This window comes from Bariatricus sp. TF06-38A (assembly GCF_027690675.1).
Lineage (GTDB): Bacteria > Bacillota > Clostridia > Lachnospirales > Lachnospiraceae > Allocoprococcus > Allocoprococcus comes.
In genome coordinates this window covers 142042-164747 of the sequence record NZ_JAQFCE010000001.1, presented here as the reverse complement: position 1 = coordinate 164747, position 22706 = coordinate 142042, and the positions used below count along the sequence as shown (strand labels likewise).

21 protein-coding genes are annotated in these 22706 nt (G+C 43.1%); 3 read left to right on the top strand and 18 right to left on the bottom strand.

From position 1 onward, the window contains the following. Window positions 1-31 precede the first annotated feature (31 nt). The gene (gene sigG, locus PG418_RS00690) at window positions 32-814 is read right to left on the bottom strand and encodes an RNA polymerase sporulation sigma factor SigG (protein ID WP_022220759.1); all 783 of its coding nucleotides are present in this window, start codon (window positions 812-814) and stop codon (window positions 32-34) included. A 217-nt stretch (window positions 815-1031) separates the two neighbouring features. Here sigG and PG418_RS00685 point away from each other — a divergent pair, with 217 nt between their 5' ends. The 3 genes from PG418_RS00685 (at window position 1032) to sigE (ending at window position 4419) form a co-directional block, all read left to right on the top strand. Then, the gene (locus PG418_RS00685) at window positions 1032-2651 is read left to right on the top strand and encodes an MBL fold metallo-hydrolase RNA specificity domain-containing protein (RefSeq protein WP_227084692.1); all 1620 of its coding nucleotides are present in this window, start codon (window positions 1032-1034) and stop codon (window positions 2649-2651) included. A gap of 222 nt (window positions 2652-2873) precedes the next feature. Further along, on the top strand, window positions 2874-3665 hold the full coding sequence (locus PG418_RS00680) for a sigma-E processing peptidase SpoIIGA (protein ID WP_008371882.1): 792 nt from the start codon (window positions 2874-2876) through the stop codon (window positions 3663-3665). Between the two features lie 10 nt (window positions 3666-3675). Continuing rightward, on the top strand, window positions 3676-4419 hold the full coding sequence (gene sigE, locus PG418_RS00675) for an RNA polymerase sporulation sigma factor SigE (protein WP_008371883.1): 744 nt from the start codon (window positions 3676-3678) through the stop codon (window positions 4417-4419). Window positions 4420-4473: 54 nt separating this feature from the next. Here the strand turns inward: sigE and ftsZ are convergent, their stop codons facing one another. From ftsZ to PG418_RS00590, 17 genes are all read right to left on the bottom strand, one after another. Further along, window positions 4474-5682, bottom strand: coding sequence for a cell division protein FtsZ (gene ftsZ, locus PG418_RS00670; protein WP_022220760.1), 1209 nt, complete (start codon window positions 5680-5682; stop codon window positions 4474-4476). A 149-nt stretch (window positions 5683-5831) separates the two neighbouring features. Beyond that, a complete protein-coding gene (locus PG418_RS00665) occupies window positions 5832-6602 on the bottom strand; it encodes a cell division protein FtsQ/DivIB (RefSeq protein ID WP_055246480.1) in 771 nt (256 codons plus the stop codon). Between the two features lie 32 nt (window positions 6603-6634). Then, entirely contained in the window at window positions 6635-7693 is a 1059-nt protein-coding gene (locus PG418_RS00660) for an FtsW/RodA/SpoVE family cell cycle protein (protein ID WP_022220761.1), read from the bottom strand. 76 nt (window positions 7694-7769) lie between these two features. After that, the gene (gene murD, locus PG418_RS00655) at window positions 7770-9131 is read right to left on the bottom strand and encodes a UDP-N-acetylmuramoyl-L-alanine--D-glutamate ligase (RefSeq protein ID WP_055157375.1); all 1362 of its coding nucleotides are present in this window, start codon (window positions 9129-9131) and stop codon (window positions 7770-7772) included. A 13-nt stretch (window positions 9132-9144) separates the two neighbouring features. Then, window positions 9145-10101, bottom strand: coding sequence for a phospho-N-acetylmuramoyl-pentapeptide-transferase (gene mraY / locus PG418_RS00650; RefSeq protein ID WP_117834440.1), 957 nt, complete (start codon window positions 10099-10101; stop codon window positions 9145-9147). A gap of 102 nt (window positions 10102-10203) precedes the next feature. Beyond that, the gene (locus tag PG418_RS00645; protein ID WP_498836939.1) at window positions 10204-11937 is read right to left on the bottom strand and encodes a peptidoglycan D,D-transpeptidase FtsI family protein; all 1734 of its coding nucleotides are present in this window, start codon (window positions 11935-11937) and stop codon (window positions 10204-10206) included. Between the two features lie 64 nt (window positions 11938-12001). After that, entirely contained in the window at window positions 12002-13855 is a 1854-nt protein-coding gene (locus PG418_RS00640; RefSeq protein ID WP_055246474.1) for a peptidoglycan D,D-transpeptidase FtsI family protein, read from the bottom strand. Between the two features lie 23 nt (window positions 13856-13878). Beyond that, window positions 13879-14409, bottom strand: coding sequence for a hypothetical protein (locus PG418_RS00635; RefSeq protein WP_008371901.1), 531 nt, complete (start codon window positions 14407-14409; stop codon window positions 13879-13881). Between the two features lie 21 nt (window positions 14410-14430). Next, on the bottom strand, window positions 14431-15366 hold the full coding sequence (gene rsmH / locus PG418_RS00630; protein WP_008371903.1) for a 16S rRNA (cytosine(1402)-N(4))-methyltransferase RsmH: 936 nt from the start codon (window positions 15364-15366) through the stop codon (window positions 14431-14433). 26 nt (window positions 15367-15392) lie between these two features. Beyond that, window positions 15393-15830, bottom strand: a complete 438-nt coding sequence (gene mraZ / locus PG418_RS00625; RefSeq protein WP_498836983.1) for a division/cell wall cluster transcriptional repressor MraZ — start codon at window positions 15828-15830, stop codon at window positions 15393-15395. Between the two features lie 287 nt (window positions 15831-16117). After that, window positions 16118-16360 (bottom strand): hypothetical protein, encoded by a 243-nt coding sequence (locus tag PG418_RS00620; protein ID WP_055296810.1) that lies wholly within the window; start codon window positions 16358-16360, stop codon window positions 16118-16120. Between the two features lie 66 nt (window positions 16361-16426). Then, a complete protein-coding gene (locus PG418_RS00615) occupies window positions 16427-17266 on the bottom strand; it encodes a DegV family protein (RefSeq protein ID WP_008371909.1) in 840 nt (279 codons plus the stop codon). A 100-nt stretch (window positions 17267-17366) separates the two neighbouring features. Further along, a complete protein-coding gene (locus tag PG418_RS00610; protein ID WP_227119658.1) occupies window positions 17367-18536 on the bottom strand; it encodes an FtsW/RodA/SpoVE family cell cycle protein in 1170 nt (389 codons plus the stop codon). Window positions 18537-18717: 181 nt separating this feature from the next. Next, window positions 18718-19764, bottom strand: a complete 1047-nt coding sequence (locus PG418_RS00605; protein WP_008371912.1) for an electron transfer flavoprotein subunit alpha/FixB family protein — start codon at window positions 19762-19764, stop codon at window positions 18718-18720. A gap of 24 nt (window positions 19765-19788) precedes the next feature. Further along, the gene (locus PG418_RS00600; RefSeq protein WP_498836938.1) at window positions 19789-20571 is read right to left on the bottom strand and encodes an electron transfer flavoprotein subunit beta/FixA family protein; all 783 of its coding nucleotides are present in this window, start codon (window positions 20569-20571) and stop codon (window positions 19789-19791) included. 12 nt (window positions 20572-20583) lie between these two features. Then, window positions 20584-21735, bottom strand: coding sequence for an acyl-CoA dehydrogenase (locus tag PG418_RS00595; RefSeq protein WP_008371917.1), 1152 nt, complete (start codon window positions 21733-21735; stop codon window positions 20584-20586). Window positions 21736-21770: 35 nt separating this feature from the next. Then, entirely contained in the window at window positions 21771-22643 is an 873-nt protein-coding gene (locus PG418_RS00590) for a 3-hydroxyacyl-CoA dehydrogenase family protein (protein WP_055246466.1), read from the bottom strand. Window positions 22644-22706 lie beyond the last annotated feature (63 nt).

Sequence of the window (22706 nt, the reverse complement as noted above, 5' to 3'; positions counted from 1 at the left end):
TGACAAATTTCAACTGGAAATCTCTATTTTTCTATTCACTTCGCAGATATTGTCGCATAGCCCTGAGTGCATTCTTTTCCAGGCGGCTTACCTGTGCCTGTGAGATTCCGATTTCTTCTGCTACCTCCATCTGCGTTTTTCCTTCAAAAAAACGAAGTCTGATAATATACTTCTCCCTTTTTCCGAGTCGGTCCATTGCCGCCTGAAGAGACAGTTTCTCCACCCATCTGTCTTCTTTGTTCCTTTTGTCACTGATCTGGTCCATCACATACATAGCATCTCCATTGTCATTATATACCGGCTCATTTAAGCTGACCGGCATCTGGATCGCATCCAGCGCATAGACGATCTCTTCCTTTGCGATCCCGATTTCCTCTGCAATTTCCTGAACAGTAGGTTCTTTCTGGTTTACTTTGACATAATTTTCTTTCGCGTAAATGGCTTTATATGCCGTATCACGAAGTGACCTGCTAACACGGATCGAATTATTGTCACGGATGAACCGCCGGATTTCTCCAATGATCATCGGTACCGCATAAGTTGAAAATTTTACTTCCAGCTCCGGATTGAAATTATTGATTGCCTTGATCAGTCCGATGCACCCGATCTGAAACAGATCATCCGGATTTTCACTGCTTCCCGAAAAGCGTTTGATCACACTGAGTACCAGACGTAGATTTCCTTTGATATACTGTTCTTTTGCCTCCTCATCCCCCGCTTTGATCTTCTCAAAAAGCACCTCTTTTTCCCCGTCGCTAAGCAGGGGAAGCTTTGCTGTATTTACACCACAGATTTCTACTTTATTAAGTACCATCTCAATAAACCTCCAAATCTTTACTGGTATAAATTTTTCTCAAAACTGTTTTTATTTATTCGATTCCCACTAAAATATTAAAAATATCGCTCCTTGACTTTTTCCATACTCTTCTGAAAGAATATACATCTTAGTAATATTGTCTGATTTTCTATCATTTTTCTTTAAATTATAGTATAATATACTATAATAATTTTTACGCAAAGGGGTTGAGTATATGAAACTTACTTTTATCGGTGCCGCCCATGAAGTAACTGGAAGCTGCCATTATCTTGAAGCATGTGGAAAACATATTCTAATAGACTGTGGACTGGAACAGGGACCTGATCTGTATGAGAATCAGGAAATCCCGATCAATCCTTCCATGATCGACTATATCCTCTTAACGCATGCACACATTGACCATTCCGGCAAGATTCCTCTGCTTGTAAAAAATGGTTTTAAAGGAGAAATCATCTGTACATTCGCCACCTCTGATCTGTGCAGCATTATGCTCCGTGACAGTGCACATATCCAGGAATCCGAAGCAGAATGGCGAAACCGGAAGGCACTTCGTTCCGGTGCTCCGCTTTACGAACCACTTTATACTGTACAGGACGCCATGAATGCAGTTGCACTTCTTGCGCCGATCGATTATAACCAAACGATCCAGCTCTGTGAAGGAATCGAACTCCGTTTCACAGATGTCGGTCATCTGCTTGGTTCTTCCTGCATTGAAGTCTGGATCACAGAAGACGGTGTAAGCAAAAAAATCGTATTTTCCGGAGATGTCGGAAATATTGACCAGCCGATCATCAAAGATCCGCAGCATGTGGATGCAGCCGATTATCTTGTCATCGAATCCACCTACGGAAACCGGGTCCATTCTACTGTAAAACCGGATTATATTAAGGAGCTTACCAGAGTCCTGCGCGAAACCTTTGCCAAAGGTGGAAATGTAGTCATTCCATCTTTCGCAGTAGGAAGAACCCAGGAGCTTTTATACTTTATCCGTGAGATCAAAGAAAATAATCTTTTGCCGGAATATCAGAATTTTGAGGTTTATGTAGACAGTCCTCTGGCGATCGAAGCAACCAACGTTTTCCAGAAAAATGTACAGTCCTGCTTTGATGAGGATGCAATGGCTCTGATAAGTAAAGGAATCAACCCTCTTCTTTTCCAGGGACTGAAAACCACGATCACCAGTGAAGAATCTAAAATGATCAACTTCAATGACAAACCAAAAGTAATCATCTCTGCTTCCGGAATGTGTGAAGCCGGCCGTATCCGCCATCATCTGAAACACAACCTCTGGAGAAAAGAATGCACAATCCTCTTCGTAGGCTATCAGGCAGTTGGCACTCTTGGCCGCAAGCTTGTCGAAAGCAAACCGGAATCAGTCCGGCTCTTTGGTGAAAATGTAGAGGTTAATGCCCGTATTGAAGTCCTTGCAGGGATCAGCGGACATGCCGATATGAATGGTCTTCTGAACTGGATTGATGGATTCAAAGAGAAACCATCCCATATCTTTGTTGTACATGGAGAGGATTCGGTTACAGATTCTTTCGCTGCTACCATCACAGACCGTTTCGGCATTCCGGCATTTGCACCATACTCCGGAGGCTGTGTTGATCTCGCAACCGATACCATCCTTTCTGAAGGTATCAGGCTTCCGAAAAAAGCAGTTGAAAAGCCGGTCAAAGCACGTGCTCTTACTGCATTCAACCGCGTGGTTGCGGCAGCCAAACACCTCATGGATGTTGTGCTTAAAAATGAAGGTCTTGCAAACAAAGATCTTGCAAAATTCGAGTCACAGATCCAAAATCTTGCTGACAAATGGGATCGTGACGACAGATAAATACCGATCTTATCTTTCCAGAGACCGGCTTCCGACATGGAACGCCGGTCTTTTTCTGTCTTTTTCGACAATTCTTTAAAAAAATCCAGCATTTCAGCATGTCGAATAAAATTATTCTGTTTTTCCCATCTTCTGACAAAATCTGAAACACATCTTTTCTATAATAAAGCATGCTTAAGTACCAAATCTATTTAGCAGCTAAAGAGAAAGAAGGATAAGACTATGCAGTATGAAGTATATCTGGATGTATTGTTTCTGGAAAATATGATGATGGATTTTCTGATTCTTCTGGCAGTAAAAAAAGTATTTCCATGTTCTGCCACTTATGGAAGTCTTCTTGCCGGTTCCTTTACCGGTTCACTACTGACCTGTGCCATTTTATTTTTTCCATGCCCGGTATGGACCCGCTATATCCTGCTGTTTTTCCTGGTAAATTCCTGTATGACAGTGATCGGATTGAAAATCCGGACATTTCCCGTTTTTTTCAAAGCATGGATTCTGCTCTATCTTGCAAGCTTTCTTCTTGGAGGTATCATGAGTTGGCTCCGTCTTTATTTTGGAAAATTTTTCCGGATCATATCTTTTCTTTTCACCCTTGGCATCTGTGGTTTTTTTCTTTTATATCATGGACTTTTGTTTCTAAAGAAACTATGGAAATCACAAGATCATAGTTTTGATGTGATTTTAACTGTAAATGGAAAAGATTTTCATCTGAAAGCCTTTCTGGACAGTGGTAATCATCTTTCTGATCCACTGACCGGAAAGCCGGTTCATATTATCAGCAAAGACGCCTGTCAGAAGATTTCTTCCCAAATCTCACCTGGAAGACTCCGGTACATCCCGTACCGGACTATACAGAAGACGACCAGTATTCTTCCTGTTTTTTCTGTCAAGAAAATGAGAATAACAGGAGAATCTGAATTTTTGATCCAATCTCCACTGATCGGTATTTCCGAACAGAAGAATTTTGGAAACGGAAAATATGAAATGCTATTGCATCCTGAAGATTGTTAGGAGGATTATAATGATGATAAAAGTTGCTGTTTCAGATTGTTTTAAATTGAAAATGATTCCCTCTTTCCGCAGTGTTTTCTTCCCGGAAAAGCAGGAAATCCATTACATAGGAGGGACAGATATCCTGCCGCTCCCACTTAGCAGTGAAGAAGAAGGTCATGCCATTTCCCTTCTCGGAGGCGGGCAGGATGAAGAAGGAAAAAAGCTTCTTATTGAACATAACCTGCGTCTGGTTGTATATATAGCGAAAAAATTTGACAATACCGGTGTAGGCGTAGAAGACCTGATCTCCATCGGCACGATTGGACTGATCAAAGCAATCAATACCTTCAATCCAGAGAAAAATATCAAACTTGCCACCTATGCCTCCCGTTGTATTGAAAACGAGATCCTCATGTATCTGCGCCGGAATAACAAAACCAAACTGGAGGTCTCCATCGATGAACCGCTCAATGTTGACTGGGATGGAAATGAGCTTCTTCTATCCGATATTCTTGGAACTGAAGAAGATACCATTTATCGTGATATGGAAACCGAAGCAGAACACAAACTTCTTGGGAAAGCTATCGGACGGCTTTCAAACAGGGAACGGGTAATCGTGCAGATGCGATTCGGACTTGGAACCCCCGACGGGGAAGAAAAAACGCAGAAAGAAGTGGCCGATCTTCTTGGGATCTCCCAGTCTTACATATCAAGACTTGAAAAGAAAATTATGCAGAGACTGCGACGCGAAATGGTACGCTATGAACAGTAAACTATAAAAAACAGGGAAACAGTAATTTCTTACTGCTTCCCTGTTATTTCATTCTTATTTCTTGAAGAAATCCGGAATCTTGATAGACTGCTCTTTCACCTTGCTCTGTGGAGTTCTTGCACTCTGAAGCGGTGGTACCTGTGTAGTCTGCTGCTGTACCGGTCTGCCTCCGTATACCGGTCTTTCTACATTGCTGTATTCTCCCGGATTAAACTGTGGACGTGAAATATTGCTTGCTCCCATTCCAGATCCACCGTTCATCATAGCTGCTTTATGTTCCAGTCTTGACTGAAGCTTGCTCTGTGTTCCACCTACATTGTGAAGACCTGTTGCGATAACTGTGATAGTTGCTTCATCTGACTTGGAATCATCATACATTGCACCGAAGATGATGTTTGCATCTTCACCTGCAAGATCCTGTACATATTCTGCTGCATCACTCGCATCCATAAGTGTGATGTCACCTGAAATGTTGATGATAACGTGAGATGCACCTGCGATGGTTGTCTCAAGCAGAGGGCTGGCAACTGCCTGCTTAACTGCTTCAAGAGCCTTGTCATCACCTTTTCCCTGTCCGATACCGATATGAGCAATTCCTTTATCTGTCATAACTGTCTGTACATCGGCAAAGTCAAGGTTGATCAGTGAAGGTACATTGATCAGGTCTGTGATACCCTGGATACCCTGCTGAAGAACTTCATCAGCTTTCTTAAGTGCTTCCGGCATAGTTGTTCTTCTGTCTACAATTTCAAGAAGCTTATCATTCGGGATAACGATAAGTGTATCTACATTTTCTTTTAATTTTTCGATTCCGGCAAGAGCGTTGTTCATTCTTGTCTTGGATTCGAATTTGAAAGGCTTGGTTACAACGCCAACAGTAAGTGCTCCCTGCTCTTTGGCAATACGCGCAACAACAGGAGTTGCTCCTGTTCCTGTTCCGCCACCCATACCACAGGTAACAAATACCATATCAGCTCCCTTGAGTGCTGACTGGATCTCTTCGGCACTTTCCTCAGCTGCTTTTTCACCGATCTCCGGTTTAGCCCCTGCACCAAGACCCTTTGTAAGCTTGTCTCCGATCTGCATAAGAGTCGGAGCTTTACATAACTGAAGAGCCTGTTTATCTGTATTGATTGCGATAAATTCAACACCTGCAATCTGTTCATCGATCATGCGGTTGACTGCATTGTTTCCGCCGCCACCTACACCGACTACAATTATTTTAGCTGCTGCTTCTGATTCATTTGTTTTAATTTCTAACAAGAGTTTCTCCTCCTTCGTCACCTTATTATATTATACACCCTAAATGTCAATATGCGCTTAGTTATACATAAGACTATAATATATTTTTTTCCGAAAAATATCAATAGAATTTTGTATATTTTCCTATTTTTTTATTCACTTGACACAGATTATGTTCCAAGGTCCGGAATCACATCTTTTTCGAAGGTAATTGTAATATTATCTGTGTTAAAATTTTCCAGATACAGGGTTCCTCCCTGATCTCCCAGCTTCTCAAGGATCGGCGATATCTGCATGATCCGTTCTTCCAGATTCGTGTGCCCGACATTGACACATTTGTTTCCAAAAAAAAGATACAGATCTGAACCGGAACAAACAATCTTATCCGGCGCGAGATCACATTTTTTCAGTGTCATCGTCATATCCAGAAGGTTCCCAAATGCTTTTTTGTTCGCCTTGCTGACCGGAAGTTCTTTGTAAAGCTGTACTTTCTTTACTTCCAGCCCTTCAATGCACGGGATTCCATCCCACAGCTCCTTTGTCTTTGCAAGTACGATACCATCCTTGTCAAAATAAATACATTCATCACCTGACACGATATAACCGGCCACACGCTTCTCTTTGATCGTCACCTTCACAGTCCACGGATTCTTCATCGTCACATTTGCCTCTTCCATTGCCGGAAGCAGCTCGTGATTCATCAGGTGGTTCCTGATCATCACATACAGAGAATTGGAAGACCAATTATCATCCTGCACCCAGTCTGCAATCTCCTGTCTGCTAAGATACTGATTTCCTGATACTTCAATTTTCCGCACTTGAAAGAGTAAAAGAAACGTAATCATAGCTATGCAAACCAAAATAATGACCAGAATGGCTTTCATGGCAGCCTGCTTTATGATTCTCTTTTTCCTTTCTTTCTGTATCATCCCATCAGGCATCTTCCTCCTTCCGTCTTTTGTATATCTCCTGTTTAGTCTACCACTTGTGACACACTTAGCACAAGTCCCATTTCAATTAAAAGAAACATCACCGATGTTCCTCCATAACTGATAAAAGGAAGTGTAATCCCCGTATTCGGAATTGTGTTCGTCACAACTGCAATATTTAAAATAACCTGAATCATCATATGTGCCATCGCTCCGGTCGCGATCAGCGCACCAAAAAGATCCCTGCTTCCAGATGCGATCAGGAAAAAGCGCCAGATCAGAAGCAGAAACAGAAAAACGATAATCCCAGCACCTGCGAGTCCAAGCTCTTCACAAATAATTGAAAAGATCATATCATTCTGTGCCTCAGGTACAAATCCCAGCTTCTGTACACTGTTTCCGATCCCGACTCCGAATACTCCTCCGGATCCAATCGCGTAAAGCCCCTGCAGGGTCTGATAACCCTTTTCATATTTTTCCGGATTTCTCCAGATAGCAAGCCGTTCCAGCCGATAGCTTTCAAGGGCAAGAAAAATCCCCATAAAGCAGGCGCCTGCAATTCCCATCAAGGCAAATTGCGCATACTTCGGGCTTGCCACAAAGATCAGGATCACACCGATTCCCAGAATAATGATCGCCGTGCTTAAATTACTCGCTCCCACAAGTCCCACGATTGGAAGGATCCAGAACATGATCCTGCAAAGTGTCCACATTTTTCCGATTGTTTTTACGTTCTTCGTCACAAGATCCGCCAGAAAAAGAATCAGTGCAACTTTCGCAAATTCTGATGGCTGAAAAGAAAACGGGCCCAAAGCTAACCATCTTTTGGACCCGTTAATTTCTCTGCCAAACAACATGACCGCAACCGAAAGTGCAACTGCTGCCAGATAACCAAATACTGCCAGTCTCTGCCAGATGTGGTAATCCATCCCTGCCACGAACAGCATCAGTACAATTCCAAGCACCGTCGCAAACGCCTGCTTTTTCAGATAGTAAAAGGAATCATGAAATTTCACCTGCCCGTTATATGCACTGGTACTGTATAAGATCACCAGTCCAATCACAACCAGGAGAACAACAATCAACAGAAGCGTGTAATCCATACGCCCCTTTTTCCCTTTTTCCTCCACTTTGTTTCACGCCCTTTGATACAGATTATATGAAATTATTTTATTTCTTTTATAATGCATTCACGTATTTTTTGAATTCTTCCCCACGCACTTCATAGTTCGGGAACATTCCCCAGCTTGCACATGCCGGTGACAGCAGAACTGCATCTCCGGGTCTTGCAAGCTCCACACAGGTATCGAGTGCTTCTTCGAAAGTATCTTTTAAAATACAGTCATGAAATCCGCACTCTGCTGCTTCTTTCTGAATCTGCTCTTTTGTAGCACCGATCAGTACCAGATAGCGGACTTTTCCATCAAAGCTCTGGATCCATTCATGGAAATCGGACTGTTTATCATATCCACCACCAATCAGGATCGTCGGGCGGTTCATTGCCTGGATTCCCTTGATCGCCGCATCCGGATTCGTTCCTTTAGAGTCATTGTAATAGACAACCCCGTTCTTCTCTGCCACATATTCAATACGATGCTCAACCCCCTTAAATGCAAGTACAGACTTACGGATCACATCCAGATCTACACCGTAAGCCGCTGCCATTGCAACCGCTGCCATAACATTCTCATAATTGTGGACGCCAAGGATCTGTAATTCGCCGGTCTTGCAGATGACCGTTCCTTCTTTCTCCTTTTCCGGTTTGTATACAATATCTTCTCCGTCAAGATAAATGCCCTGTTCCAGTTTATGCTTACTGCTGAAAAATAGAACACTTGCCTGAAATTCATCTGCCATCTTTCTTGTCTCTTCATCTTCATAATTGAGAACGCAGATATCTTCTGGTGTCTGATTCTTCGCAATATTCATCTTTGCACGAATATATGCTTCCATCGTATGATGGCGGTTCAGATGATCCGGTGTGATATTAAGAACTGCACTTACCTTTGGATGGAAGGTATGAATACTCTCCAGCTGGAAGCTTGAGAGCTCTGCCACGATCACAGAATCTTCTCTGGTATCTGCTGCGGCATTCGTATATGGTGTACCGATATTTCCCACAACAAAAACGCTGTCACGGGCATTTTTCATAATCTCGCCTAAAAGAGAGGTTGTTGTCGTTTTCCCATTGGTTCCGGTAATTCCAAGCACATCTCCTTTTCCGCATACATAGGCGAGCTCAATCTCGCCCCAGACAGGAATTCCTTTTTCTTTCATAGCCAGAACAACCGGCAGATCAGTCGGCACCCCCGGACTCATTACAACCAGATCAAGACTTTCCATCTCCTCTTCCGGAAAAGCTCCGAGAACAACGCGGACTTTGCTTCCCTCACCAAGCTGTGCTTTCATTGCCTCGGCATCTTTTTTATCATTTCCATCATACAGAATTACCTCTGCCCCTTCTTTTTCCAGTAATCCGCAGGATCCGATCCCACTGATCCCCGCACCGAATACCAACACTTTCTTTCCTTGTAAATCCATTCTTGTAAGCCTCCTATAATGCCAGCAGTGCAACCAGGCACAGAATTGCAGTTACAATTGAAAATACTGCAACCACCCGTGTCTCGCTCCATCCACACAGCTCAAAATGATGGTGGATCGGCGCCATTTTAAAGAAACGCTTTCCGCCTGTTTTCTTAAAATATGTTACCTGAATCATAACTGATAAAACTTCTACCAGATAGATCAGTCCTACGATGATAATGAATAATGGCATCTGGAGCATGTATGCTGTCGAAGCAACAAATCCCCCAAGAGCCAGTGATCCGGTGTCGCCCATAAATACGCTTGCCGGATAAACGTTGAATAATAAGAATCCCAGCAGCGCACCTACCACTGCACAGGTAATCGGTTCGATCCCACTCTTTGTTCCGATCGCAACAACTGTAAAGAAGGTTGCCACAAGAACTGTTACACTGGATGCAAGCCCGTCCAGTCCATCTGTAAAATTCACACCATTGACGGTACCGATCACTGCAATAAAAAGTATCGGAATGGCAAACCAGCCGATGTTCAGATATTTCCCACCTGAAAACGGTATCAGCATGGTAAGCGGTATCTTTGCCACTTTCACGATGTAAAATGCAAAAATCGCTGTAATCACGATCTGGAGTGCCATCTTCTGCATCGGCATCAGTCCATCTGATCTGTGAAGAACAACTTTCAGATAATCATCCAGGAACCCGACCAGTCCGAATCCAATCGTTACAAAAAGTACCGGAATCACCTTCGGATACTCTCTTACATAGATCAGCGAAGTGACCGCAATCGCAAACAAGATCATCACGCCTCCCATCGTCGGCGTTCCGGCTTTTTTAAGATGCGACTTCACCCCGTCTTCTCTCTCTGTCTGATCCATCTTGAGTCTTCTTAAAACAGGAATTACCACCGGTCCTGCTGCCACACTGAGAACAAACGCGATCAGCACCGGTATGACCATTGTAAAATCCATAATACACCTCTGTCTTTCTTTTGTTTTCAAAATCAGCCCTTACCTTAAAGGCACAGATTCTACGCTTTAGTATAATGTATCTGCCCTGTTTTTTCAACTGCTTCACGGGTTTTCTTCCCGTTCGATTCCAAGATAGGGAAGAATATTGTCGAAAATATCGCGCACAACCGGAGCTGCTATCGTCCCGCCATAATAGATACCCTGTGGGTTGTAAATAATTGCCATTGCTGCTACCTGCGGATCATCTGCAGGTGCAAATCCGATAAAAGATCCTATATAACGGTTCGCACTTCTTGGCAGCGTCTGGCTGGTCGCTGTCTTTCCTCCGATCCGGTATCCTTCGATCTGTGCTTTTTTTCCTCCTCCTTCGGACACAACCGTTTCCAGTATCTTTCTCATCTTTTCTGACGTTTCTTTAGAAAGAATCCGTTTTCTTTTTCCATAAGAAATCGTTTCTTCTTTCTCTCCACTTTCCGCATCATAAACGGCGATGCCAAAATGAGGAGTGATCCTTTTTCCCTCATTCACCAGAGAACATACTGTTGTTGCCATCTGCATCGGTGTCACCTGAAAAGACTGTCCAAACGACATCGTTGCCAGCTCTACCTGCCCTACATTTTCCTTCTTGTGCATGATCGTTGCAGCCTCTCCCGGAAGATCTACACCTGTCTTCCCCATCAATCCGAATTTTTCAAAATATTTATAAAAATTCTCTGTTCCAAGCCGCATCCCTACTTCAATAAAAACCGGATTACAGGAATTCTGCACCCCCTGTACAAACGTCTCGGATCCATGTCCAGTCGTCCTCGCACACCGGATCCGGCGGTCTTCCACAAGCTTGTATCCAGGACAGTAAAAAGTATCTTCTTCTTTGACCACTCCCTCTTCCAACGCCGCCGAAGCAGTAAATACCTTAAAGATCGATCCTGGTTCATAAGTATCATTGATACTCCTGTTTCGCCACATCTGATTCAGCATTGCCTGTTTTTCTTCATCATTCAAAGCGGCATCTGTTCCCTCCGGTAATGTAAACGGGGCATTCAGATCAAACTCTGGAGCATTGACGCAGGCATAGATTTCCCCTGTTTTTGGATTCAGGATCAAAATCACAACTGCATCTGCCTGTTTTTCTTCCATTACTTTTTCCGCAGCCTGCTGTGCATATTCCTGGATATTATAGTCCAGGCTTACCTGCAGAGTGTCTCCGGAAACCGGTTCTACTCTGTCTTCCAGCGTATCCGCAAGCTCAATCCCTCTGGCATCAGTTGTTGTCAGAATCATTCCGTTCACACCTTTCAGATAATTTTCATACTTTACTTCCAGTCCAATGATTCCCTGATTGTCTCCACCGGTAAATCCAAGAACCTTTGAAGCCAGATTGCCATACGGATAGTACCGTTTAAAATCCTCATCTACCTTCACCCCGTCCAGTTCATATGCACGAATCCGGTCCCCGATCTCTTTCTCCACATTTGTCTTTATTTTTTCCCTGGAAGAAACTTTTTTGACTCTTTTCCGAATCATTTCTTTCTCTATTCCCAGCTCATCGGCAAGAACCTGGATCACTCTCTCCGGATCTGTTATCTGACTATGGATAACAGATATGGTACACACCGCTTTATTGGTCGCAAGGACTTTGCCATTTCTGTCAATGATCTCTCCCCTTGCCGCCTTGATCTCCCTCTCTCTTTCGTGCAGCGTTTTTGCTTTCTGTTGATAATACGCAGCATCAAATATCATCAAATACACCAGTCTTGCGATCAGAAAAAAAATCATCAGAAGCGCGCTTAAAAATACTACCAGCATTTTCTTTTTATTATAAGTCTTATTCCGCATAAAAACCCCGAAAAACAGATTCTTACTATTACTGTATGATCTGTCTTCCGGGGTTATACCCAAATTACTCAGCCGGAGCCTTTGTAATATTCAAATACGGAAATGCTTCTGCCATAATATCAGAAGCGAGCTGCGAGATCAGGCTGCTGGTCGCTGACTGATCCGGAGCATTCGGTTCATCGATGACTACATAAATCATAATTTCCGGATTCTCCTGCGGTGCATATCCGATAAAGGATACCACGTTCTTATTCTCTCCACGGGGCAATTTTTCCGCTGTACCGGTCTTACCACCGATATCATATCCTTCTACCTGTGCATATCTACCACTACCGTTCTGAACAACACTGTACATATAACTTTTTAGTTTATCAGAAGTTTCTTTAGAAATTGTCTTCTTCTCCAACACCGGATCAATAGTCTGGATCACATTTCCGTTCTCATCCTGAATGGCTTTTACAAGATGCGGTTCATAATAATCGCCACCATTGATCAGAGAACAGAATCCTGTCGCAAGTTGAAGCATAGTTACGTTAAAATTCTGTCCGAAAGAGTTGGTTGCAAGATCCGTTTTGATCATTCCATCCGGTGACTGCAAAATACCAACCGCCTCACCCGGAAGATCAATTCCCGTATACTGACCGAATCCAAAAATACTCTGGTACTTACAGAATTCTTCCGGTCCGATTGCCAGACCAATCTGCATCAGGGCAACGTTACATGAATTTTCCATAACCTGTGTCAGATTCTGCTGCCCGTGTCCACCATTATCATAAGAGATACATTTAATCTCCCATTCATCGATCTGAAGGGAACCACCGCAGTAATAGATCTCATCGCCTTTCAGTGCACCAATCTCCAGACCTGTTGCAACCGTAAATGGTTTGATCGTAGATCCCGGCTCAAAAGTATCGCTCACGCAGAAGTTTCTCCAGAGTTCATTCAGAGCATCGATCTTATCGTCACTGCTCATTCCGGTTATTTCTTCCTCTGTATAATACTTGGATAGATCTCTCGGATTATTCAGATCATAGGTAGGTGAGGAAGCCATTGCCAGAACTTCTCCGGTATTCGGGTTCATCATGATCACAGCTCCGTTTTTAAATCCCATCCCCTCCTGCGCTTCATCTGTGTGCGCCTGGTTAAACTCTTCCAGATGCTTTTCCACGATAGACTGCAGGTTCGCATCAATCGTTGTTACGATCGTATTTCCATTTATCGGCTCTTTCACCGTGTTTTCAATTGCCGAGTCTTCATTCTGATAACCATATCTGCGTCCATCCGTTCCATTCAACGTTGAATTATAGGATGCTTCCAGTCCGCTTGCTCCCACATTCCCCGATACACTGAATCCCAGGACATCGCAGGCAAGTGTATTATATGGATATTTTCTGACATAATCCTCTTCCAGCCAGATTCCTTTGATCTTGGAATTTTTCTTCTCTGCCGCTTCAAATGCCTTCGCATCATCGTAGGAAATTCCTTTTTTCAGAATATTGTATCGACTGTCCGGACTGTCCGCGATAATTGCATCCACTGCCGATGCCTTGATCTGAAAATAACTTTTCAGCGCTTTTTTCGTAGCTGCTATGTTTTCAGCTTTTTTTGTCTCGTCTGAAAGTAAGACCTTTGCATCCAGAATCACATTGTATACACGCTCACTTGTCGCAAGCTTTGTGCCGTTTGTATCTACAATATCTCCACGCTTGAACGGAATCGACCGACTCATATACTGTTGCTGATCCAGTACTGTCTTGGTATAATCTTCTCCTGACGAGGCATTGATATAGGTAATTCTTCCGACAAGAATAACAAAAGCCAGTAATATCGCTATAAAGAGCATTACCAGCTTTTTCTGCATTCCAACCGTGAATTTATGCCTCAGAACGGAAGGCTTTCTTTTTCTTCTTTTTGACATGTTATTCACCTTTGTTCATAAACCTATTTATCTGTTGTCTGTCCAAGCACTCCGCTTTTCGGAATACTTTCGTACTGTTTTACATAATCATTAACCGGGTTCTGATATTCAATAATCTGATCCGAAGTCGCATATCCCATACCCAGATCATTGATTGCACGGTCTCTTACTTCTTCCAGATTCACAGAATCCATTACTACGTTATATCTAGTTGTATTCTCTTCTTTTGCATCTGCCAGTTCCTGCTGCAGCTCGGTAATATGCTCTGTCCGGCTTGTAAGCTCTGCACGTACCTGCAGATACCATACACAGACTACAAGTGCTGCCACTGCCGCAATTGAAAGAAACATCACATATGCAGGATTCATCCGCATTGCTTTTCTTCGATTTTTCAAAATCTGTCTGTCCAGTTTTTTCTTTTTATGTTCTTTTCTTGGTTCCTCTTGTCGCTGTGGCATGACTTCTGCCTGGCGAACTGTATTTCCGTATATGTACATTCCTCGGCTTGTTACTGTACGTCTGTCTGCCTGTATTCTATGACTGTATTTTGCCATACAGCACCACCCTTTCAAATTCTATACGCGCTCAAAGATACGCAGCTTCGCACTCTTAGAACGACTGTTCACTTCCATCTCTTCTTCACTTGGAAGAATCGGTTTTTTCGTAATGACTTTTCCTTTGGAAACTTTTCCACACACACATACCGGGAAAGTACTCGGACACGTGCATGGATTCTCATTCTTTTTAAAAATTCCTTTGACAATTCTGTCCTCCAGGGAATGGAACGTGATGATGCATATCCTTCCTCCCGGATTTAAAATATCAATCATATCGTCAAGTGAATCCCTGAGCACCTCCAGTTCCCGGTTACATTCAATCCGGATTGCCTGAAAGGTTCTTTTTGCCGGATGCCCCGACATCTTCTGAAACTTCATCGGTATAGACTGTCTGATAATCTCTGCCAGCTGCCCGGTTGTTTCAATAGGACCTTTCTCTCTTGCCATAACAATATGTTTTGCTATATTCTTCGCAAATTTGTCCTCACCATAGTCGCGAATGATCCGAAAAAGGTCCATCTCACTGTAGCCATTGACAATCTCCTTTGCAGATAAAGTCTGGCGTGTGTCCATCCTCATATCCAAAGGCGCATCTACGCGATAGGAAAAACCACGATCTGCCGTATCTAACTGATAAGATGATACGCCCAGATCGAGTACAATTCCATCGACCTTGTCAATCCCTTTCTCATGGAGCCTCGACTTCATATCACAATAATTGCTCCTGATTATTGTAACTCTCTCCCCGAAGTCGCTTAATCGGGTGCCTGCCGCTTCAATCGCCGCCGCATCCTGGTCTATTCCTATAAAACTCCCCTTGTTGTTTAAACGCCGACATACTTCGTATGCATGTCCGCCTCCTCCAAGTGTGCCATCAACATAAATACCGTCCGGCTTGATGTTCAGTCCTTCGATTGTCTCATCCAGTAATACTGATTTATGCTTAAATGCCATGGTGTCCTCCTAATTAAAAGATCTATTTAGATGCTAAGTCCCAAATCTTCCATGTCACTTGCAATGTCCTCGATATTTTCCTCAACATCAGCTGTACGCGCTTCCCACGCCTCTTTACTCCAGATCTCGACCTTGTCCAGCACACCTGCTAGAACAACCTCTTTTTCAAGATCTGCATAAGCGCGAAGAGAAAAAGATATCAAAACTCTCCCTTGTTTGTCAAGTTCTCCTTCCGTAGCACTTCCAAGAAAGAAACGCTTAAAGTCTCTGGCTTTTTTGTTTGTAAGCGGTAAGGTTCTAAGCTTCTCTTCAAAGGCTTTCCATTCGTTGTCCGGATACAGAAATAAGCAGCCGTCCATCCCTTTCGTAATTACGAAATGTTCTCCCAGACTCTCTCGTAATTTGGAAGGAATAATCAGCCTGCCTTTTGAATCAATACTATGATTAAATTCTCCAGTCAACATAGGATCACCTTCTTTCAAAGTGGTCTGCCACTTTCCATGCCACTTTGCTCCACTTCGCTCCACTTTCTACCACTTGTATCCATTGTACCCCACTTTTCCGCCCTTTTCAAGCACTTTTTCGAATTTATCCATTCTGAAAAAAGTCCGATAAATCATATTTTTTCCCATTTTTCATTCATTTTGTGGTGAAAAGTGGAGCGTTTTATACTCCATTCCCCACACAGTGCATAAAAAAAGTGGAGAAACCGTTCCACAATGGAACCATCTCTCCACTTTCTTCTTTTCATCTACTCAGCAGTGTTAAGTGACTGGACATAATCATTTACAGCAGAATAATCAACTTCTGCTACTGCTCTTGGCTGCTTTGATTCATACATATCATAAGCGGACCATCCAATCCAGACAACGATTGCAAGTGCAATCAGCCCAAGGATCGTATAATCAAAAGCTTTTCGCAAGTTTTTCTTTTTTTCTTCACGCTTTCTGTTCGCTTTTGCCTGTTTATAATAATCTACTTTTTTCTGACTCATATCTGCAAGTCTCCTTTGCAATCATCTAACCAGTACATTTTATCACACTTTTACGATTGATACAAGCTATACTGCAATAATTACTCCGCCATCATTCGCATACATGCTACTGACACCTCTGGTATCCAGAATGATAATGTCTTTTAATTTCACACGTTCTTCCAGCATCTTCTTCACATCCTGTGCTCTCTGCGGGCAGTTACAATGCGAAATTGCAAGTACCTTGCTCTCCGGATCTTTCAGATCTGCGATCACACAATCCACCATATTCTTAAGTGCTTTTTTAATTCCGCGCGCCTGACCCAACTGACAAATTTCTCCCTTCGGAGTAGCCCCCATCACCGGCTTAATATTCAGTACTGTTGCCGCAATTGCTTTTAATCCTGTAAGTCTTCCATTCTTACGAAGAGTCTCAAGCGTCTCAAGAACAAAATATGTGTGCTGCTCTTCAATATATGCTTCTACAGCAGCTACCACTTCCTTGAATGTCATGCCCCGCTCTTCACACTGCGCAATCTTCATCCCGATGAGAGTCTGTCCTACTGATGCAGATTTTGAGTTGAACACATAAATATCTTTCTCACCATATTCTTCTTCATATAAATTCTTGCCCAGTACGGCACTGTTATAAGAACCGCTCAGTTCAGAAGACAACGTAACAGCATATACATGCTCCGCATCACAGTGATATCCTTCCATAAATGTCTCCGGAGACGGACAACTTGACTTTGGACATGTCGGGCATTCAGCTACGTTCTTCAAAAATTCAGCCTGATTGAAAGATTCATCATCAATTATATGACAATCTCCAACCTCCAGTCCCAATGATGCTGTCTCAAACCGACCTGAAGCTTTCATCTCTGCTGTCAATTCTCCACAGCTGTCCACAATCACTTTATAACTCATAATCCAAACCTCCGAAACGTGTCATTTGCATCCATTATACGTGGTTTTCATTACCACTTATAACATCATATCACACTTTTCTTTGAAAAAAAAGCTTTTTTTACCCTTCCAGTTTAATTCTTCTGGAAATTCCAAGTGCCATTCCCATCTCTATCATCAGGAACAGGATGGATGTACCACCATAACTGATAAAAGGCAATGTAATTCCGGTATTCGGCATCATGTTCGTAACTACCATGACATTGAGAATTACCTGGATCGCGATATGTGACATAATCCCTGTCATAATCAGTGCTCCATACAGATCAGGTGCGTTCTGTGCAATAAAAAGCAGTCTGTAGATCAAAAGACCGAACAAAACCAGGATAATGATCGCTCCAAATACCCCAAGCTCTTCACAGATTGCTGACAGGATCATGTCGTTCTGCACTTCCGGTATTACCGTCTTTTGCACACCATTTCCCAGTCCTTTCCCGAAAAAGCCACCTGATCCGATCGCATATAGTCCCTGTACCGTCTGGAAAGAAATCGTTGACGCATATTTTTCCGGGTTCAGCCAGGCAATGATACGTCTGAGTCGGAAGCTGGTGCTGTTCTCAAGAAGTCTTCCGAGGATATATGATCCCGCCACAAAAACAGCCAGCCCGCCTCCTGCAATCCACAGAAAAATCTTCTGCTTCTTATGTACGACAAAAAGGATACAGCAGGAAATTCCCATTACAATGATCGCAGAGCTTAGATTATCAGTCAGCACATAAACTCCCAGTGCTGCCAAACCTCCCCACTCCACAACTCCCAGCGATCCTTTCAGGGTGTGTACTTTATTCCCCATTCTGCAGATCAGGTATGGGATAAATATGATCACAGCGATCTTCATAATCTCTGCCGGCTGGAATGACTGGTTAGCCGGAAGCCGGAACCATCTTCGTGCACCATTTACCTCAATACCAAGTGGTGTAAATTTAACAAGTGCAAGAAGAAGCATGGATCCCCAGTAGCTCATTGCTGCATATTTGGAAAACATATGATAATCCAGGCGAGAAACCCACATCATCGCAGCAATACTTCCAAGTCCGATGAGACCCTGCCTTTTCAGGAAGTACATCCCATCTCCGTATTCCGTTCGTGCTTCATAGGAACTGATACTGTATAGCATTACCAGTCCAAAACACATCAGAAATATAATAATCGCCAGAAGACTGTAATCAAAATAATGAACCGCCTGCTTTTTTACAGCCTTCCTTCGTCTGCTTTTAATTCTTTGTGCCATTTATTCACACTCCTACTTAAGCTATAACTACAAAGTCTATATCTTATAAAGTATACCATAATATCCCCCAGACGCACAAGCTTTCCGCACGAAAATAGAGCAGGCTAACTTCTATTCGATTTGTATACAAAAAAATGGTGCCGCTTCTTTGCGACACCATCTTTGTTTTACCAGCTATTCTTTATTTTTTAGCAGCAACTGCTTCTTTGATCTGTTTGGTAAGTTCTGGTACGATCTTATTCAGATCTCCAACGATACCATAGTCAGCTACATCAAAGATCGGAGCTGTCTCATCTTTGTTGATTGCAATGATCAGATCAGATTCTTCCATACCTGCTACATGCTGGATTGCTCCGGAAATACCGATTGCAAAATATACCTGAGGACGAACTGTCTTTCCTGTCTGTCCTACCTGAAGATCTTTTGGTTTCCAGCCATTATCTACAACTGCACGTGAGCAGCTTACTTCTCCGCCGAGTGCTTCTGCAAGATCTTCCAGGATCTTGAAGTTTTCTGCACTTCCGACTCCACGTCCACCGGATACAAGAATCTTAGCATCCATGATATCAACCGTCTCAGATACAGATTTGACAACTTCCATGATCTCAACGTATTTATTATCCGGTGTAAATCCTGGATTAAACTCTTCTACATTTGCCTTTGCACCTTCGATCTTAGCGATCTTCTGCATAACACCAGGACGAACGGTTGCCATCTGCGGACGATTATCCGGGCAGGCGATGGTAGCGATCGTGTTTCCACCAAATGCCGGACGAGTCATAAGAAGCTGATTGTGCTTCTGCTCTTTTCCTGCTACCGGGTTGATCGGGAAATCACCAATCTCAAGCTGTGTACAGTCTGCTGTAAGACCTGTCTGTACTCTTGCGGATACTCTAGGACCAAGATCACGTCCGATTGCAGTTGCGCCGACTAACATGATCTCCGGTTTATATTTTTCGATAACAGATGCCAGTGCATGTGCGTATGGCTCTGTTCTATATTCTTTCAGTTCCGGATCATCTACTACGATTACTTTATCTGCTCCGTATGCTGCAAGCTCATCTGCAAGTCCTTTTACGTCAGAACCGATCAGAACGGCTGCTACTTCTGCATTTAAGTCTGCTGCAAGGTCTTTTGCTTTTCCAAGAAGTTCAAATGCGATTCCGCTCAGTTTGTTGTCTACCTGTTCAGCAAAGACATATACTCCCTTATATTCTTCTAAGTTCATGATATTCACCACTTTTCCTTCTTATTAAATGATATGTTTCTCTGTTAATTTTCCCATCAGGTAAGATACTGCTTCTTCCGGATCAATAGTAACTTTTTCTCCTGCCCCTTTTCTTACTTTGTCAGATGCTTTCGCAATCTTTGTAGGTGATCCTGCAAGACCGATATTTGCATCATCCAGGGTAGTAAGATCTGCTCTTCCCCATGTTGTGATCTCAGCATCACAAGCATCGAAGATTCCGCCTGGTGTCATATAACGTGGTTCATTTAATTCTGAAAGTGCAGTGATAAGGCAAGGCATTTTTGCTTTCAGTACATGATATCTGTCTTCGAACTGACGCTGTACGATCACGCTGTCGCCTTCTACTTTAATATCCTGTGCATAAGAGATTACCGGGATGTCCAGATGTTCGGAAATCTGCGGTCCAACCTGTGCTGTATCACCATCGATTGCCTGACGTCCTGTGATGATCAGGTCATAATCGAGTTTACGGAGTGCTGCTGCGATGGTGCTTGATGTAGCCCATGTATCAGCTCCTCCAAGTACTCTGTCTGTTACAAGAATTGCCTTATCAGCTCCCATTGCAAGTGCTTCACGAAGCACATCGGCTGCTTTTGGAAGTCCCATTGTAAGTACAGTTACTTCTGCTCCATACTGGTCTTTTAATCTAAGTGCGGCCTCAAGACCTGCTTTGTCATCCGGGTTCATAATTGCAAGCATTGCAGCTCTGTTAAGTGTACCGTCCGGATTAAACTGAACTCCGCCTTTTGTATCCGGTACCTGTTTTATACAAACAACTATCTTCACGATTCGTACCTCCTATTTCAATAAGTTTCCAGAAATAACCATACGCTGAACTTCTGAAGTTCCTTCGTAGATTTCTGTAATCTTTGCGTCACGCATCATACGTTCTACATCGTATTCTCTGATGTATCCGTATCCACCATGTAACTGAACAGCCTTTGTGGTAACTTCCATCGCTACTTCTGCTGCATAAAGCTTAGCCTGTGCAGCTTCGACAGAGTAAACTTTCTGTGTAGCTTTTGCCATGGCAGCTTTGTATACCATCATCTTTGCAGCCTCTACCTTTGTAGCCATATCTGCAAGCTGGAACTGTGTATTCTGGAACTGACCAATCGTGCGTCCGAACTGTTTTCTTTCTTTTACATATGCGATTGTTCTGTCAAGTGCGCCTTCAGCGATTCCAAGAGCCTGAGCGGCAATACCGATACGTCCGCCATCCAGAGTATGCATAGCGATACCGAAGCCCTTGCCCTGTGCTCCAAGGAGATTTTCTTTCGGAATACGGCAGTCTTCAAAAATAAGCTCGTAAGTTGAAGATCCACGGATACCCATTTTCTTTTCTTTTGTTCCGAATGTGAATCCCGGAGTATCTTTTTCTACGATGAATGCAGAAATCTCTTTCATCTTTCTGCCACGTTTTTCAACAATACCTGTTACGGCGATAATGATGTAAACATCTGCTTCTTTACCATTTGTGATAAAGCATTTTGATCCGTTTAATACCCATTCATCTCCGTCGAGAACAGCCTTCGTCTGCTGTCCCTGTGCATCTGTACCTGCTCCTGGTTCTGTAAGACCGAAAGCTCCAAGCTTTCTTCCTGATGCAAGATCCGGAACATATTTTGCTTTCTGTTCCGGTGTTCCGTATGTCAGGATCGGGTCAATACAAAGGGAGGTATGTGCAGATACAATTACAGATGTTGTAGCACAAACCTTTGCAAGTTCTTCTACACACATTACGTATGTCAGAGGATCGCATCCCTGTCCTTCGTATTCCTTCGGTACCGGAATACCGAGGAATCCATATTTCGCCATTTTTTCAACTGTTGCTCTTGGGAAAACTTCTGTTTCATCCACTTCCTGTGCAAGTGGTTTTACTTCGTTTTCTGCGAATTCTTTAAACAGAGTTCTCGCCATTTCGTGTTTCTTATCTAATCCGAAATCCATTTATTCTTCCTCCATGTCTTTATTTAGAACATCCATTACTGTGCATCAACCGGAGTTTTTGTGCGGTCTGCATTGTATACATAGAATCCTTTTCCGCTCTTAACTCCAAGGTTTCCACCACGGACCATCTTACGAAGCAGCGGGCATGCACGATATTTGCTGTCGCCTGTTTCTGCATAAAGTACATCCATGATAGCAAGGCAGATATCAAGTCCGATGAAATCACCAAGCTCCAGAGGTCCCATTGGATGGTTTGCACCAAGCTTCATTGCTGCATCGATTCCTGCGATATCAGATACACCTTCCATCTTGATGAAAGCTGCTTCATTGATCATCGGAACAAGGATACGGTTTACTACGAAACCTGCTGCTTCATTAACCTGTACAGGTGTCTTTCCGATTTCTTCTGCGATCTTCTTGATTGCATCTACAGTTTCAGCCGGTGTATTTACGCCTGCGATCACTTCTACTAATTTCATACGGTCTGCCGGGTTGAAGAAATGCATACCGATCATTGGACGGGTAAGTCCGTTGCCGATTTCTGTGATAGAAAGGCTGGAGGTATTTGATGCGAAAATGCATTCAGGTTTTGCGATCTTATCAAGTTCACCGAATGTAGTTTTCTTAACTTCCATGTTCTCAAATGCTGCTTCTACGATCAGATCACAATCTGCGCAGAGATCTTCTTTGAGTCCCGGAGTAATTTTTGCAAGAATTGCATCAACTGCTTCCTGAGTTAATTTTCCTTTCTGAACAAGTCTGTCATAGCCTTTAGCGATTTTAGCTTTTCCGCCTTCTGCCCATTCCTGTTTGATGTCACAGAGTGCTACTTCATATCCATCTACCTGAGCAAATGCCTTTGCAATGCCCTGTCCCATTGTTCCTGCACCAATAATTCCTACTTTCATTGAAATTACCTCCATTTTATAAATTTAATTTTCTAGGGGAGAGTTAATTCTCCCCTTTATTAA

Coding starts and splice junctions, on each gene's coding strand:
- sigG (WP_022220759.1), bottom strand. CDS start 814: ATGGTACTTAATAAAGTAGAAATCTGTGGTGTAAATACAGCAAAGCTT.
- PG418_RS00685 (WP_227084692.1), top strand. CDS start 1,032: ATGAAACTTACTTTTATCGGTGCCGCCCATGAAGTAACTGGAAGCTGC.
- PG418_RS00680 (WP_008371882.1), top strand. CDS start 2,874: ATGCAGTATGAAGTATATCTGGATGTATTGTTTCTGGAAAATATGATG.
- sigE (WP_008371883.1), top strand. CDS start 3,676: ATGATGATAAAAGTTGCTGTTTCAGATTGTTTTAAATTGAAAATGATT.
- PG418_RS00665 (WP_055246480.1), bottom strand. CDS start 6,602: ATGCCTGATGGGATGATACAGAAAGAAAGGAAAAAGAGAATCATAAAG.
- PG418_RS00660 (WP_022220761.1), bottom strand. CDS start 7,693: ATGGATTACACGCTTCTGTTGATTGTTGTTCTCCTGGTTGTGATTGGA.
- murD (WP_055157375.1), bottom strand. CDS start 9,131: ATGGATTTACAAGGAAAGAAAGTGTTGGTATTCGGTGCGGGGATCAGT.
- mraY (WP_117834440.1), bottom strand. CDS start 10,101: ATGGATTTTACAATGGTCATACCGGTGCTGATCGCGTTTGTTCTCAGT.
- PG418_RS00645 (WP_498836939.1), bottom strand. CDS start 11,937: ATGCGGAATAAGACTTATAATAAAAAGAAAATGCTGGTAGTATTTTTA.
- PG418_RS00640 (WP_055246474.1), bottom strand. CDS start 13,855: ATGTCAAAAAGAAGAAAAAGAAAGCCTTCCGTTCTGAGGCATAAATTC.
- PG418_RS00635 (WP_008371901.1), bottom strand. CDS start 14,409: ATGGCAAAATACAGTCATAGAATACAGGCAGACAGACGTACAGTAACA.
- rsmH (WP_008371903.1), bottom strand. CDS start 15,366: ATGGCATTTAAGCATAAATCAGTATTACTGGATGAGACAATCGAAGGA.
- mraZ (WP_498836983.1), bottom strand. CDS start 15,830: ATGTTGACTGGAGAATTTAATCATAGTATTGATTCAAAAGGCAGGCTG.
- PG418_RS00620 (WP_055296810.1), bottom strand. CDS start 16,360: ATGAGTCAGAAAAAAGTAGATTATTATAAACAGGCAAAAGCGAACAGA.
- PG418_RS00615 (WP_008371909.1), bottom strand. CDS start 17,266: ATGAGTTATAAAGTGATTGTGGACAGCTGTGGAGAATTGACAGCAGAG.
- PG418_RS00610 (WP_227119658.1), bottom strand. CDS start 18,536: ATGGCACAAAGAATTAAAAGCAGACGAAGGAAGGCTGTAAAAAAGCAG.
- PG418_RS00605 (WP_008371912.1), bottom strand. CDS start 19,764: ATGAACTTAGAAGAATATAAGGGAGTATATGTCTTTGCTGAACAGGTA.
- PG418_RS00595 (WP_008371917.1), bottom strand. CDS start 21,735: ATGGATTTCGGATTAGATAAGAAACACGAAATGGCGAGAACTCTGTTT.
- PG418_RS00590 (WP_055246466.1), bottom strand. CDS start 22,643: ATGAAAGTAGGAATTATTGGTGCAGGAACAATGGGACAGGGCATTGCA.